Here is an 18,391-nt window from a genome sequence, read left to right as displayed (position 1 = left end):
TTATCAAGATTTAGTTTTTTATTAAATTATACAAAATTAAATATCAAAAAAGATTTTTAATGTCTCGTCGTCTGTTTTTTCTCCTGCTAAAGATCCGACAACAAAAACAATAATTGCAATAACAATAGCAGGTACTATTGTATGCATTCCATAAACATCAACTTTACATATTACAAAGTAAAGATAGCTTATTACTCCAAAAACCATAGAAGCAATAGCTCCTGTTGCATTTGCTCTTTTCCAGTATATTCCAAAAATAATAGGACAGAAGAAAGCTGCTTCCTGACCTGCAAGTGCAAAAAGATTTATCCATACAAGAAGATTAGGTGGATTAAGTGCCAATACGAACACAAGTATTCCAAATCCTAAAGATGTCATAAGAGATAATTTTTTTATTTTCTCTGTGCTTGCATTTTTATCTACATAATGAAGATATAAATCTTTTACAATAGTAGCAGAAGTAAGAATAAGGAAAGAATCCACTGTTGACATTATAGCAGCAAGAGGTCCTCCTATAAATATTCCTGCAAGAACTGGATGAAGATTTTTAAGAGCTAAAATAGGAATAATTTTATCTCCTACATCTATTCCTGGTTCTACAGCCACTCCCATAACTCCCACAAGGTGCATTCCCAGCATAAGTATTCCAACAACAGAAGTTCCTATTACCATTGCTCTATGCATAGCTTTTGTATCCTTAAATCCCATACATCTTACAGCTGTTGCAGGAAGTCCTAAAATTCCAATTCCTACAAGAACCCAGAAAGACATAATAAATGATTTTCCTATATTTCCACCTGATGAAGGAGTTAAAAGATCAGGATTAACTTCAGCTACTTTTCTCATAATGTTTTCCATTCCTCCACCTTTTTGAAGGATAACAAAGAAAAGCACCCCTGTTGCTGCAAGCATTACAAGTCCTTGAACAGCATCAGTTAAGGCAACAGCTCTGAAACCTCCAAAAGTAGTATAAGCAATTACAACTACTGCAAAAATTGTAAGCCCTATATAATAAGGATATCCTGTAACACTTTCAAAAAGTCTTCCTCCACCTACAAACTGAGCCACTATTGAACCTATAAAAAATATAAGCATAGTAACAGAACTTAAAATAACAACTATATCACTTTTATATCTCGCTCTTAAAAGATCTATAATTGTAACTCCTCCTATTTTTCTTGAAATTACAGCTAATTTTTTTCCAAGAATTCCAAGAGTAAGAAAAGCAGTAGGAACTTGAATACAAGCAAGAAGAACCCAACCAAGTCCAAGTTTATAAGCAACTCCAGGCCCTCCTATAAAAGAACTTGCCCCTACATAAGTGGCAATTATTGTCATTGCTAAGACAAGTCCTCCCATTTTTCTGCTTCCTATGTAGTATTCCTCTGTAAAGTTTACATTTTCACTGTGTTTAATCTGATTAACTTTGTAAGCTATTCCAAGCATAGCCATCAGATATATAATAATAGGTATTAATGTTAGCATTTTTTTGCAGCCCTCCTACTTCTCTAAATCCATATCTTTAAAAAATATCTTTACTACTAAAAACACCAATATGTTTATAACTACAAGACCAAGCACACATGAATAAAAAAACCATTCAGGCAGTCCTAAAATGTATTTAAACTCTGCTACATTTTCACTGTCTTTATAAACATAAGCAAAATAATACCACCATACAAAATAAAATAGATAAAGAACAACTGTTATCAGAGCTTCTTTATTTATTTGTTTTTCTTTTTTCATCTCTCCTCCAGAATTGTAAAAATATGCCGGTATATTAAGTACCGGCATATATAAAAAACTAAATCTGTGATAAACTTTTATATTTCTTCAAGAATTCTTTTAGCCATTTCTCTAGCAAGATTTCTTAGATCTTCTATATTTTCGTGAGTAGGAGCTCCTTTAGCTTCAACTGGTTTTGCTATAACTTCAAGTCCACTTAAAGAGTCTGTGAAATGTTGTATTCCTCTTACTCCTCCACCACTCCACATCATGTTTCCAAAGATACCTACATATCTATTTTTTAATCCATAGTTTTGAAGTTTATCTAGAATTGGTTGCATTTTTGGATATAATGCATTGTTGTGAGCACAAGAACCGATGATAAGTCCTTTATATTTCCAAATGTCACTCATAATAAATGATGAATCTGTTTTAGAAACATCATATACTTTTATTTCTTTTAATCCATGCTGAGAAAGTTCTCTTGCTATCATATTAGCCATAACTTCTGTATTTCCATACATAGAAGCATACATTACAACTACACCTTTTTTCTCAGGAATAAATTGTGCCCAGTCAGCATAGTATTTTATAACTCTGTTTATATCTTTTCTCCATAAGATTCCGTGAGAAGGGCAAATATATTTTATTTCAAGTCCTCCAAGTTTTTTAATTGCATTTGTAACTTGAACTCCATATTTTCCAACTATATTTGCGTAATATCTTCTCATTTCTCCTTTGTAGAAATCAAAGTTTACTTCGTCGTCCCACATTCCTCCATCAAGAGTTCCGAAACTTCCGAAAGCATCGTTTGAGAAAAGAACTTTTTCTGTAATGTCATAAGTTACCATTGATTCTGGCCAGTGTACCATTGGAACCATAGCAAAAGTTAATTTGTGGTTTCCTAAATCAAGAATATCTCCTTCTTTAATAGCTTTGAATGAAGCTTCAGGGAATGAAGGATAGAATGCTTTTATCATTTGTAATGTTTTAGCATTTCCTATTACTGTTATTTCAGGATAAGCTCTTAAGATTTCTTCCATTGAACCAGAATGGTCAGGTTCCATATGGTTTACTACTAAATAATCTATTTTCTTTTCACCTATTATAGCAGTAATTTTATTTAAGAAAGTTCCACTTTGTCTTACTTCTACTGTATCTATAAGACAAACTTTCTCATCGTTAATAAGATATGAGTTATAAGCAACACCAGAAGGTAAAGGAAGATAGTTTTCAAATCTTTCTGTTTTTCTGTCGTTTACTCCAACCCAGTAAATGTCGTTTCCTATTGCAGCGCAACAATACATAATTTTTTTCCTCCAAATCTTTATTTAAATTTAAAATTGTTTCAGATAACTTTACATCATTTATTTTCATTTTATATTATTTTCAGTTTTAACACAACAAATTTTTTATATTTTTTCCTTATTTTCTCCAAATTTTCTCTGAAAATGGTTAATTTTTTATATTTTCTTTAGAGTTTTAAAAATGTTATAATCTAATATAAAATAAAAAATCAAAATTTTTGCAGATTAAAAATTTTTCCGTAATTTATGCAGCGAGTTGAATCCTAAAAAATGACACTGTCCGAACAAAGTGAGTTTGTCATTTTTAATGAAACGAGCAAAATAAATAGGAAATATTTTTACGAAAAAAATTTTGATTTTTCTATTAATCTTATCACTAAACTTTAAGGAGATAAAAAATGAACCCAATACTTTTTTCTATAGGGAAAATTAAAATTACTTATTATGGACTTATGTATGCAATATCTTTTGTTCTTGGGATAGAACTAGGAAAAAGATATGGAAAGCAAAGAGGAATTTCTCCTGAAACTGTTGAAAACTATGCTTTTGTTGCAATGATTTCAGGGCTTATAGGGGGAAGACTTTACTATGTTCTTTTCAATTTAGACTATTATCTTAACTATCCAGCTGATATTATAGCTGTATGGAAAGGAGGAATGGCAATTCACGGAGGAATCTTAGGAGGAATTATAGGAACATGCATCTATGGTGCTGTTAAAAAAATAAATCCTCTTCTTTTAGGAGATATTGCTGCTGCCCCTCTTCTTTTAGGACAAGCTATAGGAAGAATAGGAAATCTTATGAATGGAGAAATTTATGGTGTCCCTGTTTTCACTCCATTTAAAGTTATTTTTACTTTAAAACCAAAATTTTATGAGTGGTATTCATATTATCTTTCTCTTCCAATTTCAGAACAAATGAACTTTAAAAATAAAGTTCCATGGGGAATAGTTTTCCCTTCAGGATCTCCAGCAGGAAATGAGTTTCCAAATTTAGCTCTTCACCCTGCTATGCTTTATGAACTTGTTCTTAATTTTATAGGATTTCTTTTTATATGGTTTTATCTTAAAAATAAAAAATATGCAGATGGAACAGTTTGGTGTTCTTACATTATAATATATAGTATAATAAGAATTTTTGTAAGTTTTTTCAGAGCAGAAGATTTAATGTTTTTTGCCTTAAGAGCGCCACATTTAATTAGTATAATATTAATAGTAATTTCAGCAGTGATTATTAAAATTATTAACAGAAAAAATTAATTTCTGTTTAAAACCGTTAATAAGCTTCATTTTTTTTAATAAATCTGCTATAATTAAGTCGTTAAGTAATAATTTAACAGAACAAAATAAAAAACAGGAGGATAGAAGAAATATGAAAAAATTTTTACTTGGTTTACTTATGATTTTTGCTTTTGCAGGATGTTCTGGTCTTGCTTCAAAAACTTCTGACACACTTGTAGGAAAAGAATATGTACTTACAACATCTACTAAGGAAGTTAAAATAACAATTAACTTTGCTGAAGAAAACTTCTTTGGATTCTCTGGAGTAAATAATTACTTTGGTAAATACACTGTTTCTGGAGAAAATATAAAACTTTCTCATGTAGGAAGCACTTTAATGGCAGGACCAAGAGAAGCTATGGAAAAAGAATTTGAATATGTTTCAGCTTTAGAAAAAGTTGAAAAATATCAACTTCAAAAGGATACACTTATCCTTACAACATCTTCTGGACAACAACTTATATTCAAACAAGCTGAAAAACCTGAATTAAAAAAATAAATAGCTTAAAATAAATTTATGTATAATAAAAGGCAGAAAAATTTTCTGCCTTTTTAATTTCTATTTAATATAAATATTATTACTTGATTTCAAAATATTTTTCAGGAACTTCTATGTCAGTCATATGAAGATATCCTTTTCCTAAAATATAAGTATCTTGATAAATCATTAAATAATTTTCTTTTTCAACACCATCAACACCTACATAGTAACTTCCGTTCCATCCTGCTCCAGGTGTGTTAGCTTTTAAAGTTTCTATGAAAGCATCAAAATCAAGGATATCACATTTTCCTTCTATTACATTCATAGCATGATCAGTTAAAGAAAGAACACCAGTAAAGCTGTAAGAGTAAGCCCATGTTCCCATTCTTCCAGATCCATTAGCATCAATAACTGATTTTTCTACTTTTTTAAGAATTGCAGGCCAGTTTCCTTTTTCAGAATCATCAAATTTAATTCCAAGAGCTCCAGGATATCCCATTGTAGGAGAAGGTAAATCTGCTTCTATAAAATATCCACCTTTTTCAGCAATTCTTTTTAAAAGAGGTTCTGTGTGAGAATTGTTTGTAGCAAAGAAAGCTGTATTCTTTCCATATTTATCAAGCCAGTTAGGAACTTGTTCAAGAATGAACTGCTGAGCTCCTGCAACACCAACATCACTTACTGGATCTGGTGCAGCCATATCTATAAATTCCATTCCTAAATCTTTTGCTGTTTCTTTCATTATATTTCTTCTTCTTGAAATGATTTCATAGCTTAGATGTCTTGGGAAAGATATGTGCATAAATTTATCTGCTCCAAGTTGTTTTGCAGCTAAAACAATAAGGTGTCCTCTTGCAACAATATCTGTTTCTAATGCTAAATCTGCTGCCTCTGCTATCATTTCAGGATCTTCATGTGAAGAGTTTGTTAAAAGAAGGATATCAGGTCTTTTTTCTCTTATTCTTCTGTAAGCTTCAACAGTTCCTGGAACTCCCTCTCCCATAATTACTGCTTTCATTTTAGGATCATCAGCAAGTGAAGCTATTTGAGAAATAGTAGTCTCCATTTCCTGCATAAAGTTATCAGGATATGTTACATGAACTATTTTTCCTCCTTTTTCAGCAGCACCATATTTTGCTAAGGCTGCTTCTGCTCCTCTGGCAGCATCTTCAGACTGAGATACTGTTCCTGTTACAATACCAATGTGATAATCTGCTTCAGCAAAAGCAAAAACTGATAAAACACTCATAAAAATTCCAATCAAAAATTTTTTCATTAATTCTGCCCTCCCATATTTTAATCAAATGTTATTATAATTATACACTTTATGCTTTATAAATGCAAATTTAATAACCATAATCTTTTTATATCTTATAAATTATTTCTATATATTTTACAAAAAAATTATCTCTTATTTTTTTCGTTTTAAATTAAAAATTTTTAATTTTCTAAAATATTTTTATCGCTTTAATCTTTTTAAAATAAAAATATTAAATATATATAGAAGCAAAAAATTAAAAAAGTTTTAAAAAATCTATTGACAAAGTGAAAATCATGGGGTATTAATATAGTACAAGGAAGTTATAAATGTCTAGACAACAAAAAAATCCTTGAAGGAGGAGAGTCCCTTGAAAATCTAAATATAGAAAAGTAACTTAATAAAAAGTTCTTTTCAGACGATTCTTATACTTCAAAAAAATAAATCAATTCTATGAAATCCATAACAATGAGATAAGAGAAATAATCCGGAAGATTACTATCTCTAATGAGGAAAAATATATTTAAGAATTAATAATTGTAACTTATGCTTCTTAAAAAAAGAAAATTAAATAAATCAGTATTAGATATTAATTAAAATTAATATTAAAAATGCAAATTTAAAAAATTCTATTTTAGAAGTAATTATAGTAACAAAAAGCAACATCTCTATTATCGGAAATGAGGCATAATATTAATTCAAATAAGATTTAACCTTTTCATGTATATGAGAGCAAACAGTGTATAAATTATTTGGTGGCTTGATTTCAAAACTTCGGAAGAGTTTTAATCAGCACAGGAAATAATAAAAATAAGCTGGAAGATAGGAGAGATTAAAAAATATTAATATATATTAATAAAGATTAATATATAATTAAATAAAAATTAATATAGATAGAAGGTATAAGAAAAAACAATATAAATAGATAAAAGCAAGGACAAAAGTTTCCGAAGAAAGAAGGTGATTCCGCCTGGATGAAATGAGTTAAAGGGTTATCTGTTAAGTAAAAATATTAGCAGATAACCCTTTTTAATTGTCTTTATATAATATTATTTTCTTTCAATTTTTCTTTTAATAATTCAGGAGAAGAAAGATGAATTCCTTTTATTCCAAAGTCTTCAGCAGCTTCAATATTAATTTTTGTATCATCTATAAAAATTGTTTCACAAGGCTCTAAAACATTATCTAAACATAAACGCTCATATATTTTTCTTTCGGGCTTTAAAAGTTTACAATGCCCTGATACTGTCTTTCCATCAAAATATTTAAAAAATTCCCAGTTTTTAAATATATAGTCAAATGCAGGATAATGAAAATTTGAAAGAATATATAATTTATACTTAGATTTTAAAGATTTCATAATTTCAATATTTTCTTCAATAGGCTCTAAAACATCAAGAATATAATTATCAAAAAGCTTTTTTATTCCCTCTGCACACTGAGGAAGCTTCTCTGAAAAAATCTTTACAGCTTCATCATATTCCAGAACTCCCCTGTCTAAATCAGCCCATTCTTGACCTTTAAAAACAATTCTATAAAAATCTTCCCTATATTTTTCAGATATATTTTTTTCTGTAAATTCTTCAGGCTTAAATTTTATAAGTACATTTCCTAAATCAAAAACAATATTTTTAACCATTCTGAAAACCTCTTTTCTCTGTTTTTTTTATTATACATCATTTAAAAGAAAAATAAAAGCAGACTCCCTCTTCCAATATTTAAAAAAAAATATTAAAATAATGTAGAAATAAGTTTAAGGAGAATAGGAAATGATAAAATTAATAGTATCAGACATGGATGGAACACTGCTTGATGACAACAAAAAACTTCACGATGACTTTTGGGATACCTTTTATAAATTAAAAGAAAAAGGAATATATTTTGTCCCAGCAAGTGGAAGACAATATTTTAATATTTACGAATATTTTAAAAGAATAAAAGAAGGGCTTATAATCCTTGCAGAAAACGGATCTTATATAGTTGAAGATGGAAAAGAACTTTATTCAAAATGCCTTGAAAGAAAAGATGCATTAGAACTTATAGAAGCTTCAAGGAAAATTCCTACTGCAAATGTTATTTTCTGTGGAAAGAAAAAGGCTTACCTTGAAAAAAATATTCCTGAATTTATAAAAGAAGTTGAAAAATATTATACAGCTTATGAAATAGTTGAAGATATAACAAAGGTTGAAGATGAACCTCTTAAAATTACAATTTGTGATTTAACTGGAGCAGAAAAAAATTCTTATCCATTTTTAGAAAAATATAACAAAGATTTTAAAGTAGCTGTTTCGGGATTTATATGGATAGATATAACACACAAAGACTCAAATAAAGGAATCGGACTTAGTGTTCTGCAAGAAAAATTAGGAATAACAAAAGAAGAAACTATGGTATTTGGAGATTATTTAAATGACTGGGAATTAATGCAGCAAGGGAAATACAATTTTGCTATGGAAAATGCACACCCTGAACTTAAAAAAATAGCTGCATACAATGGAGGAGACAATAACGACAGTGGTGTTGTAAAAAGTATAAAAAAATATGTTTTAGAAGGAAATATAGAATAGTGACATCTAAAAAATTAATATAGTTTTCTAAAAAAGAGGCTGTTGAATTTTCTAATTTATAAAAATAAAATTTTATTTTTATAGATTTACAACAGTCTTTTTTTTATTTTAAAAAATTCTAAACCTTGAAAAAAATCTTTTAATTGTGTATACTATCTACTGACAAGACAGTTGTAAATATAATTGAAATTACAGAGGTGAAAGATGGAAAATAAGTTAAATCTGCTAGCTCAGCTGAAAAAAGAAAAAAATGCTGTTATACTTGCTCATTATTATACTGATGACGATGTTCAAAGAGCTGCAGACTATGTAGGAGATTCATATTTCTTAAGTGAAAAAGCAAGAGATGTAAAAGAAAAAATAATTGTTATGTGTGGAGTATCTTTTATGGGAGAAAGTGTAAAACTTCTTAATCCTGACAAAATAGTTCTTCTTCCTGATTCAGAGGCTGACTGTCCTATGGCACACATGGCATCTGTTGAAAAAATAAAAGAAGTAAGAGAAAAATATGAAGATGTAGCTGTTGTATGTTATGTAAACTCTACAGCAGAACTTAAAGCTCATTCAGATGTATGTGTTACCTCTGCAAATGCTTTAAAAATAGTAAAAAATCTTCCTAATAAAAATATATTTTTTATACCTGATAAAAATCTGGCACATTATGTTTCAACAAAAGTCCCTGATAAAAACTTCATTTTTAATAATGGACATTGCTATATTCATAATTCTGTTACTATAGATGAAGTTAAAAATACAAAAGAAAAATATCCTGAAGCAGAAATTCTTGTACATCCAGAATGTCAAAAAGAAATAGTTGAAATGGCTGATTATATAGGAAGTACTTCTGGAATTATAAAATATGCTTCAGAAAGCCTTGCACAGGAATTTATAATCTGTACTGAAGAAGGGGTTATATACGAATTAAAAGAAAAAAATCCTAATAAGAAATTTTATCTTCCTAAAGAAAATTTTAAATGCATAGGCATGAAAAAAATAACACTGGATAAAATTATAAAAGCTCTTGAAACAAATGAACCTCAGGTTCATCTGAAAAAAGAATTAATAAAAGAAGCAAATAAACCTTTAGAAAATATGTTAAAAATGGCTAAATAATTTGGGGGAATTATGGAAAAAAGATATGATGTTATAATAGCTGGAACAGGAGTAGCAGGATGTTTTGCTGCACTTCATCTTCCTGAAAATATGAAAGTTCTTATGATAACAAAAGGAGAACTTGAAGAAAGTGACTCTTTTCTTGCACAAGGGGGAATCTGTGTATTAAGAGATGAAAATGATTTTGATAGTTTCTTTGAAGATACTATGAAAGCAGGACATTATAAAAATAAAAAATCTTCTGTTGAACTTATGATTAATTCTTCAAGAGATGTTATAAATCAACTTTTAGACTTTAATGTTGATTTTGCAAAAGAAAATGGCACTCTTCTTTACACTCGTGAAGGAGCACATTCTAAACCTCGTATTTTATATCACGATGATATAACAGGACAAGAAATAACTGAAAAACTTTTAGCTGCTGTTAAAGAAAGAAAAAATATAGAAATTAAAGAAAAAACAACAATGATAGATCTTATAACAAACAACAACAAATGCTATGGTTTAATTATAAAAGAAGAATCTCAGGATATAACTCCAGTTTTTTCAGATAATGTTATTCTTGCCACAGGAGGACTTGGAGGAATTTATGAAAATTCTACAAACTTTCCTCATCTTACAGGAGATGCTCTTGCAATAGCAGAAAAAAATGGAGTAAAACTAAAAGATGTAAGTTATATTCAAATACACCCAACAACTCTTTATTCTCTGAAAAAAGGAAGAAGATTTCTTGTTTCTGAATCTGTAAGAGGAGAGGGAGCTCTTCTTTATGATAAAAACTATGAAAGATTTACTGACGAACTTATCCCAAGAGATAAATTAACAGAAAAGATTTTAGCTCAAATGAAAAAAGACAACACAAACCATGTATGGCTTGATATGAGACCTATTATAGAAGAAGGAATTGATATTAAAAAAAGATTCCCAAATATTGTAAAAAAATGTATAGAAGAGGGATATAATCCTGAAAAAGAATGTATTCCTGTAGTTCCTGCTCAGCATTACTTTATGGGAGGAATAGATGTTGATGAAAACAGCATGACTTCCATGGAAAACCTTTATGCTGCTGGAGAAACAAGCTGTAACGGTGTTCACGGAGCAAACCGTCTTGCAAGCAACTCTCTTTTAGAAAGCCTTGTTTTTGGAGAAATAGCAGCAAAACATATATGCAGTAAAGAAAATAAAGATTTTAACATTTCTAGTATAAAAGTTGATTTAGAAAAATATAAAGATACTGAAAAACTTTTTGAAGAATATAAAGATATAATCTTAAAAGAAATAGAAAAAGACAGAGCTTTAAAGGAGAATGAATAATATGGATAAAATAACAATGAAAATGAATATGGATCATCTTATTCTTATGGCTCTTAAAGAAGATATTTCAAGTGAAGATATCACAACAAATTCTGTTATGAGAGAATATAAAAAAGGAACTGCACAACTTATCTGTAAGCAAGATGGAATTATTGCAGGTCTTCCTGTATTTGAAAGAACATTTCATCTTATAGATGAAAAGACAGAAGTAAAGTTTTATGCAAAAGATGGAGATTTTGTTAAAAAAAGAGAAATTCTTGCTGAAGTTACTGGGGATATAAGAGTTATTCTTTCTGGAGAAAGAACTGCCTTAAATTTTTTACAAAGAATGAGTGGTATTGCCACATATACAAATAATGTGGTAAAATTATTGGAAGGAAGTAATATAAAACTTCTTGACACAAGAAAAACAACTCCTAATATGCGTATTTTTGAAAAATATGCAGTTAAAATAGGAGGAGGAAATAACCATCGTTACAATCTTTCAGATGGAATTCTTTTAAAAGATAATCACATAGGTGCTGCAGGAGGAGTTAAAAATGCCATTAAAATGGCAAAGGAATATGCTCCTTTTGTAAGAAAAATAGAAGTTGAAGTAGAAAATCTTCAAATGATGAAAGAGGCTCTTGAAGCTGGAGCAGATATTATAATGCTTGATAATATGACTCCTGAAATGATGAAAGAAGCTGTAAAAATGGCAAAGGGAAAAGCTGTTACAGAATGCTCAGGAAATATAACAAAAGAAAATATAAAAAATGTTATAGAAACAGGTGTAGATTATATTTCCAGTGGTGCTTTAACTCACTCAGCCCCTATACTTGATGTCTCTTTAAAAAATCTTCGTGTATTATAAATTTTAATAAAGAGGAAATTATGACAGGAAAAGAAAGACGAATAGAAATCTTAAATACAATAAGAAAAGCTGAAACTCCTATTTCTGGTACTGAGCTTGCAAAAAAATATAATGTGAGCAGACAGATAATAGTTCAGGATATAGCTCTTCTTCGTGCAGAAAATCACGAAATTTATTCCACTACAAGAGGATATATTTTGCAGGGAAATAAAGTTTTCAGCAGAGTTTTTTCTGTTGTTCACACTGACGAGCAAATGGAAGAAGAACTTAATACTGTTGTTGATTTAGGAGGAACTGTTGCAGATGTTTTTATAAAACATGAAGTATATGGAAATCTTCATGCAGAATTAAATATAAATTCTAGAAGAAAAGTAAAAGAATTTTTAGAAAAAATAAAGAATGGAGCTTCCACTCCTTTAAAAAATTTAACTTTTGGAAAACATTTTCACACTGTAGAAGCTGACAGTGAAGAAACTCTTAATCTTATAGAAAAAGAACTGAAAGAAAAAAAATATATAAGATAATTTAAAAAGGACTGCAAAAGCAGTCCTTTTATATTAGAATAATCCTGTTATTTTTCCAAATTCATCAATATCTATCATTTCAGCAGCAGGAACTTTTGGAAGTCCTGGCATATCAATAATATCTCCTGCCATAGCTATAATAAATCCAGCTCCAGCAGCTATTTTAATTTCATTTATTGTAACAGTAAATCCACTAGGTCTTCCTAGAAGATTTGCATTATCTGAAAGAGATTTCTGAGTTTTTGAAACACAGATAGGAAGATTGTTATAACCATTTTTCTCAATAACTCCTAAAGTTTTCTTTGCAGCAGCAGAGAATACAACTCCATCTCCTCCATAAATTTCCTTAACTATTGTTTCTATTTTCTGAGCAGGAGTTAAATCTAAACTGTAAAGAGGTTTATATTCTTCTTTGTTATTATCAACTGTATCAACAACAAGTTTTGCAAGTTCAATACCTCCTTCTCCTCCTTTTGCCCAAACATCACATAAAGCAACAGGAACTCCCTGCTCTTTACATCTGTTTCTTATTAAATCAAATTCAGCATCTGTGTCAGTTAAAAATCTATTCATAGCAACTACAACAGGAAGATTGAATTTTTTCATATTTTCAATATGTTTATCTAAGTTTTCAAGTCCTTTAGAAAGAGCTTCAAGGTTTTCAACTGATAAATCTTTTGCTCCACCGTGATGTTTTAACGCTCTTACTGTAGCAACTATAACAACACATTTTGGAGATAGATTTCCTTGTCTGCATTTAATATCAAGGAATTTTTCAGCTCCAAGATCAGCAGCAAATCCAGCTTCTGTAACAACATAATCTCCTAGTTTAAGAGCAAGTTTTGTAGCTATAAGTGAGTTACATCCATGAGCTATATTTGCAAAAGGTCCTCCATGAATAAGAACTGGTGTATTTTCAAGTGTTTGTACAAGGTTTGGTTTAACAGCATCTTTTAAAAGTGCTGTAACTGCACCTGTTATTTTTAAATCATCAACAGTAAGAGGTTTTCCTGTTACATCATAACCAAAAATAATTTTTGCTATTCTTTCTTTTAAGTCTTTTAAAGAAGAAGCAAGACAAAGTGATGCCATTATTTCAGAGGCAACTGTTATTTGGAAAGAATTTTCTCTAGGAATTCCACTTGCAGAACCTCCAAGACCGATTACAGTGTGTCTTAAGCTTCTGTCGTTCATGTCAAGAACTCTTTTCCATGTAATTTTTGTTATATCTATATTAAGTTGATTTCCAAATTTTATATGATTATCTATTACTGCTGAAATAAGGTTGTGAGCAACTCCTATTGCATGTAAATCTCCTGTAAAATGAAGGTTGATATCTTCCATTGGAACAACTTGAGAATATCCTCCACCAGTTGCTCCTCCTTTTATTCCAAATACAGGTCCAAGAGAAGGTTCTCTAAGAGCTGCAAGAGAATTGTATCCAAGTCTGTTAAGAGCCTGAGTAAGACCTACACTGACAGTAGATTTTCCTTCCCCAGCAGGAGTAGGTGTGATAGCAGTAACAAGAATAAGTTTTCCGTCTTCCTTATTTTCAAGTTTATGAAGAAGATTAAAGTCAAGTTTTGCTTTGTATTTTCCATACTGATCGTAATCGTCTTCAGTAAGACCTAATTTTTCTGCAATTTTACTGATATGAAGAAGTTTTGCTTCCTGAGCTATTTGAATATCTGTTTTCACAATAAATCCTCCTTAAAAATTTTTAATTAAATAAGATAAAGAAAAATCTCGTGCCAGACTAAAAAAACCGACACTCCGAGCTTTCTCTGCCCAGACGGTCGGCGATTTAATGTTATACTTCATGTGGTTATCCACTTCCGTCAGTCATATAACTAATAAAATAATACCATGAAAAGATTTTTTTGTCAAAAAAAATGTTTCTGTTCTAAGTGTAAATGCCATATAATTTAATGGTAAAATCACAGAGAACTGTTTTTTATTTTCTTGACAAAATAAATAATATACCTTAACATATATGAGTATTGAATAATGCACCATATAGGTCTTTAATTGGAAAGATGTCTCTACATACTGCCGTAACAGTATATCTATGGTCTCAAATCTTAGTTAAATGGAGACCTGTTTTTTGCAGGTCTTTTTATATTTATTTAAAATAACAGGAGGTAAAATGGAAAAGTTTTTCAAATTGTCACATTATCACACAACGGCAAAACAGGAAATCATTGCAGGAATAACTACATTCCTTACAATGGCTTATATCGTTTTTGTTAACCCAGTTATGCTTTCAGCAACAGGAATGGAAAGAGGAGCTCTTATTACTGCAACTTGTCTTTCTGCAGCAATTGGTACAGGACTTACTGGTCTTTGGGTAAATGCTCCATTTGCAATGGCACCTGGAATGGGACTTAACGCTTTCTTTACTTATACAGTTGTTATAGGGCAGGGAGCTACTTGGCAGGAAGCATTGGGAGTTGTATTTTTATCTGGTGTTGTATTTGTTATCTTAACAGTAACAGGAGTAAGAAAAGCTCTTATTGAAGCTATCCCTGTTGAAATGAGACTTGCTGTTGGAGCTGGAATAGGATTATTCATTGCTTTTCTAGGTATGCAGACAATGGGACTTATTGTTGCAAATCCAGCAACACTTGTTGGGCTTGGACAATTTACAAAACCAGTTATTCTTGGAGTAATTGGATTCACTGTAATGGCTTTCTTAGAAGTTAAAAGAATGAAAGGTGGAATCCTTCTTGGAATAGTTGTTACTACTATATTAGGAATTATAATGGGAGAAATTTCAATCCCTTCAGCTGTAGTTGCTATGCCTCCAAGCATAATGCCTGTAGCTTTTAAATTAGATATACTTGGAGCTTTAAGACCAGCTCTTTTAGGTTCTATTTTCTCTTTCGTTTTCGTAGACTTATTTGACTCTTTAGGAACTTTACTTGCTTGTGCTAATGAAGCAGGACTTATAGATGAAAATGGTAAAGTTGAAAAAATTGATAAAATATTAGAAGTAGATGCTGCTTCTACTATGATAGGTTCTGTACTTGGAACATCTACAGTTACTACTTTCGTTGAATCTGCATCTGGTATTGCTGCTGGAGGAAGAACTGGACTTACATCTGTAACAACAGCTGTTATGTTTATTCTTACTTTATTCTTCTCTCCAATCATCGGAGTAGTTCCAGGATTTGCTACTGCTCCTGCTTTAATTATAGTTGGAGTATTTATGTTCAAAAATCTTTTAGATATAAACTTAAGAGATCTTGAAACAGCAATTCCTTGTTTCTTAACAATAATTATGATGCCTTTAGCATACAGTATTTCTATTGGTATTGCATTTGGATTTATATCTTATGTTGCAATTAAAATATTTGTAGGGAAAGCAGGAACAGTAAAACCTATTCTTTGGGTTGTTGCTGTATTCTCATTCTTAGAAGTTTCAGGACTTTTAAGAAAAATGGCTATGATGCTTGGATAATAAATATTAATTAAATTGAAAAGAGGACAGATTCTATTAGTAATCTGCCTCTTTTTTATTTTCTTTTTGTTCAGTTATATTTAAAATTTTTTATATATTTTGACAGATATATTTGTGACTATTTCATTTTTATATTTAAAATTTCTGACTTTTTTTATCATCTTTATTTTTAATTTTTTTAATATAATAATTTTTATTTTAATGAATTATAAAAAATGTACAAAGCTTTTTCAGATATAAAAAGATCAGTTTTTTACCAAAATAATGTCCATTTATTAGTATGTTAAGTTTAATTTAATTTTTCTATTCCATTTTTTTAAAAAAAAAGGTATAATAAGAGCAATATGACTAGAAGATTAGTTAGGGAGGTAAAATGTTAAATAGTTCTAGTAACAAACAAATAATAATTCAAAGTACAGTTGGATCTGTATTTGCTACTACTGGAGAGGAAGAGCTAAAGAAAGCTATTCAGGAAGGTCAAAACGCAGTTGCTATTTCAGGAAGAGTATGTAACCCTGGTGTTTATGATATGCCTGAAAATGGATCTCTTGCAGATTTAATACAATTAGCTGGTGGAATTGTAGGAGGTAAAAAATTTAAAGCTGCTCAGTTCGGTTTACCATTCGGAGGATTCCTTACTGAAGAATCTCTTACAAAACCTTTAGATTTCTCTTTATTTAATAAAAATACTCATAGAAATATTATTGTACTTTCTGAAGAAGACTGTATAATATCTTTCTCTAAATTCTATATTGAATTTTTATTAGGAAAACTTCAGCAAAGAGGATATCTTGAATATTCAAGAGTTCAATATGAAATAGAAAGAACATGGAGAGTTCTTGACAGAATATCAAAAGGAAAAGCAAACATGAGAGATATTTTCCTTTTAAGACAACTTTGTTCAACTATAAAGGAAACTCTTCACCAAACTCATAACCTTGTATTAGAATCAATTGATAAATTCTATCATGAATTTGAAGAACACATTGAAGAAGGAAACTGTCCTGCAGGTCAATGTATACAACTTTTAAAATTCAGAATAACAGATAAATGTATTGGATGTACAGCTTGTGCAAGAGTATGTCCTGTTCACTGTATTTCTGGAGAACTTAAAAAGAAACATACTATTGACAACACTAAATGTACTCACTGTGGACAATGTGTTATTGCATGTCCTGTAAGTGCTATCTTTGAAGGAGATCATACACTTCAATTATTAAGAAATATTGCAACTCCTAATAAAACAGTTGTAGCACAAATTGCTCCTGCTGTTAGAGTAGCAATCGGAGAAGCTTTTGGTTTTGAACCTGGTGTAAATGTGGAGAAAAAATTAGTTGCTGCACTTAAGAAAATAGGTGTTGACTATGTATTTGACACAAGCTGGGCTGCTGACCTTACTGTAATGGAAGAAGCAACTGAATTCCAATCAAGACTTGAAAGATTCTATAAAGGTGACGATACTGTTAAACTTCCAATACTTACATCTTGCTGCCCTGCATGGATAAAATTCTTTGAACAAAATTATCCAGATATGTTAGATGTACCTTCATCTGTAAAATCACCTATGGAAATTTTCTCTACTGTTGCAAAAGATATATGGGGAAAAGGACTTGGACTTACTAGAGAACATATCTCTGTTGTAGCTATAATGCCATGTCTTGCTAAAAAATATGAAGCTTCAAGACAAGAATTCTCAAGAGGAGATAACTATGACACTGACTTCGTTATCACTACAAGAGAATTAATAAAAATATTCAAAGAATCTAATATAGATTTAAAAGAACTTGAAGATGAAGAATTTGATAATCCTTTAGGAGAATATTCTGGAGCAGGAATTATCTTCGGAAGAACTGGTGGAGTTATTGAAGCTGCTACAAGAACAACTGTTGAAATGATTACAGGAGAAAAATTAGATAACATTGAATTCCACGAATTAAGAGGTTGGGAAGGATTCAGAAGTGCTGACCTTAAAATAGGACATATTGAACTTAGAATAGGTATTGCTCACGGACTTGAAGAAGCAGGAAAAATGCTTGACAAAATAAGAGCAGGAGAAGAATTCTATCACGCTATTGAAATCATGGCATGTAAAGGTGGATGTATCGGTGGTGGAGGACAACCTAAAGCTCTTAAGAAAATGGAAGTATTAAAGAAAAGAGCTGAAGGTTTAAACAGCATTGATGAAGGTTTACCAATCAGAAGAGCTCATGAAAATCCATCAGTAAAAGAAATTTATGATAAATATCTTGATTATCCAATGAGCCGTAAAGCACATGAATTATTACATACTAAATATTTCCCTAAATTAAAATAATTTTAGTATTTGTATAAATATAAGACTGTAAACAATATTTGTTTACAGTCTTTCTTTTTTAATAAAAATTAAATATTTTTTAAAGTTCTTCTTTAATATTAAATAAAAAAGTTATATAATTTCCTATAACTTAAAAGGAAGAATATATAATTTCAAAGGTATTTATGAAAAAAATTTCTATTCCTGGAGGAAAAT

At 30.0% G+C, this 18,391-nt stretch carries 15 protein-coding genes and 2 riboswitches; of the genes, 9 read left to right on the top strand and 6 right to left on the bottom strand.

What is annotated here, in order from left to right:
* Positions 1 to 36: 36 nt before the first annotated feature.
* The 3 genes from panF to I6E17_RS02920 all read right to left on the bottom strand — a co-directional run bounded on the left by panF (position 37) and on the right by I6E17_RS02920 (position 3,032).
* Complete coding sequence (panF, locus tag I6E17_RS02930; RefSeq protein WP_176828913.1) at positions 37 to 1,485, bottom strand: sodium/pantothenate symporter; 1,449 nt, start codon at positions 1,483 to 1,485, stop codon at positions 37 to 39.
* Between the two features lie 15 nt (positions 1,486 to 1,500).
* Positions 1,501 to 1,746 carry a YhdT family protein gene (locus I6E17_RS02925; protein WP_235235455.1) on the bottom strand — a complete coding sequence of 82 codons (246 nt, stop codon included), beginning with the start codon at positions 1,744 to 1,746 and terminating at the stop codon, positions 1,501 to 1,503.
* Between the two features lie 77 nt (positions 1,747 to 1,823).
* Positions 1,824 to 3,032: an FprA family A-type flavoprotein gene (locus tag I6E17_RS02920; protein WP_176828915.1), complete on the bottom strand. Its 1,209-nt coding sequence runs from the start codon at positions 3,030 to 3,032 to the stop codon at positions 1,824 to 1,826.
* Positions 3,033 to 3,430: 398 nt separating this feature from the next.
* On the opposite strand from I6E17_RS02920, the gene lgt reads away from it, so the two are divergent.
* Together lgt and I6E17_RS02910 are read left to right on the top strand one after the other, a co-directional pair.
* Positions 3,431 to 4,291, top strand: a complete 861-nt coding sequence (lgt, locus tag I6E17_RS02915) for a prolipoprotein diacylglyceryl transferase (protein WP_235235453.1) — start codon at positions 3,431 to 3,433, stop codon at positions 4,289 to 4,291.
* A 112-nt stretch (positions 4,292 to 4,403) separates the two neighbouring features.
* A complete protein-coding gene (locus I6E17_RS02910; protein ID WP_235235451.1) occupies positions 4,404 to 4,811 on the top strand; it encodes an META domain-containing protein in 408 nt (135 codons plus the stop codon).
* A gap of 79 nt (positions 4,812 to 4,890) precedes the next feature.
* Here the strand turns inward: I6E17_RS02910 and I6E17_RS02905 are convergent, their stop codons facing one another.
* The gene (locus I6E17_RS02905; RefSeq protein ID WP_176828918.1) at positions 4,891 to 6,069 is read right to left on the bottom strand and encodes a DUF3798 domain-containing protein; all 1,179 of its coding nucleotides are present in this window, start codon (positions 6,067 to 6,069) and stop codon (positions 4,891 to 4,893) included.
* 1,021 nt (positions 6,070 to 7,090) lie between these two features.
* Complete coding sequence (locus tag I6E17_RS02900; protein ID WP_176828919.1) at positions 7,091 to 7,690, bottom strand: HAD family hydrolase; 600 nt, start codon at positions 7,688 to 7,690, stop codon at positions 7,091 to 7,093.
* Positions 7,691 to 7,820: 130 nt separating this feature from the next.
* On the opposite strand from I6E17_RS02900, the gene I6E17_RS02895 reads away from it, so the two are divergent.
* From I6E17_RS02895 to I6E17_RS02875, 5 genes are all read left to right on the top strand, one after another.
* Positions 7,821 to 8,618 (top strand): HAD family hydrolase, encoded by a 798-nt coding sequence (locus I6E17_RS02895; RefSeq protein WP_235235448.1) that lies wholly within the window; start codon positions 7,821 to 7,823, stop codon positions 8,616 to 8,618.
* 204 nt (positions 8,619 to 8,822) lie between these two features.
* Positions 8,823 to 9,731: a quinolinate synthase NadA gene (gene nadA / locus I6E17_RS02890; protein ID WP_235235446.1), complete on the top strand. Its 909-nt coding sequence runs from the start codon at positions 8,823 to 8,825 to the stop codon at positions 9,729 to 9,731.
* Between the two features lie 12 nt (positions 9,732 to 9,743).
* A complete protein-coding gene (locus I6E17_RS02885; protein WP_235235444.1) occupies positions 9,744 to 11,045 on the top strand; it encodes an L-aspartate oxidase in 1,302 nt (433 codons plus the stop codon).
* Position 11,046: 1 nt separating this feature from the next.
* On the top strand, positions 11,047 to 11,898 hold the full coding sequence (nadC, locus tag I6E17_RS02880) for a carboxylating nicotinate-nucleotide diphosphorylase (RefSeq protein WP_235235442.1): 852 nt from the start codon (positions 11,047 to 11,049) through the stop codon (positions 11,896 to 11,898).
* Between the two features lie 20 nt (positions 11,899 to 11,918).
* Entirely contained in the window at positions 11,919 to 12,422 is a 504-nt protein-coding gene (locus I6E17_RS02875; RefSeq protein ID WP_176828924.1) for a transcription repressor NadR, read from the top strand.
* 33 nt (positions 12,423 to 12,455) lie between these two features.
* Here I6E17_RS02875 and I6E17_RS02870 read toward each other — a convergent pair whose 3' ends face one another.
* The gene (locus I6E17_RS02870) at positions 12,456 to 14,120 is read right to left on the bottom strand and encodes a formate--tetrahydrofolate ligase (protein ID WP_235235440.1); all 1,665 of its coding nucleotides are present in this window, start codon (positions 14,118 to 14,120) and stop codon (positions 12,456 to 12,458) included.
* Between the two features lie 81 nt (positions 14,121 to 14,201).
* A riboswitch (ZMP/ZTP riboswitch) is annotated at positions 14,202 to 14,278 on the bottom strand.
* Positions 14,279 to 14,414: 136 nt separating this feature from the next.
* Positions 14,415 to 14,511: riboswitch (purine riboswitch) on the top strand.
* 57 nt (positions 14,512 to 14,568) lie between these two features.
* Here I6E17_RS02870 and I6E17_RS02865 point away from each other — a divergent pair.
* Both I6E17_RS02865 and I6E17_RS02860 read left to right on the top strand, forming a co-directional pair.
* Positions 14,569 to 15,882 (top strand): NCS2 family permease, encoded by a 1,314-nt coding sequence (locus tag I6E17_RS02865; protein WP_235235438.1) that lies wholly within the window; start codon positions 14,569 to 14,571, stop codon positions 15,880 to 15,882.
* A 373-nt stretch (positions 15,883 to 16,255) separates the two neighbouring features.
* Complete coding sequence (locus I6E17_RS02860; protein ID WP_176828927.1) at positions 16,256 to 18,196, top strand: [FeFe] hydrogenase, group A; 1,941 nt, start codon at positions 16,256 to 16,258, stop codon at positions 18,194 to 18,196.
* The last annotated feature ends 195 nt before the right edge of the window (positions 18,197 to 18,391 follow it).

Origin of the sequence: Fusobacterium perfoetens, from assembly GCF_021531595.1 — a bacterium.
Classification (GTDB): domain Bacteria; phylum Fusobacteriota; class Fusobacteriia; order Fusobacteriales; family Fusobacteriaceae; genus Fusobacterium_B.
Note: the sequence above shows the minus strand (reverse complement) of the source record. Positions and strands in the feature narration are given on the sequence as shown.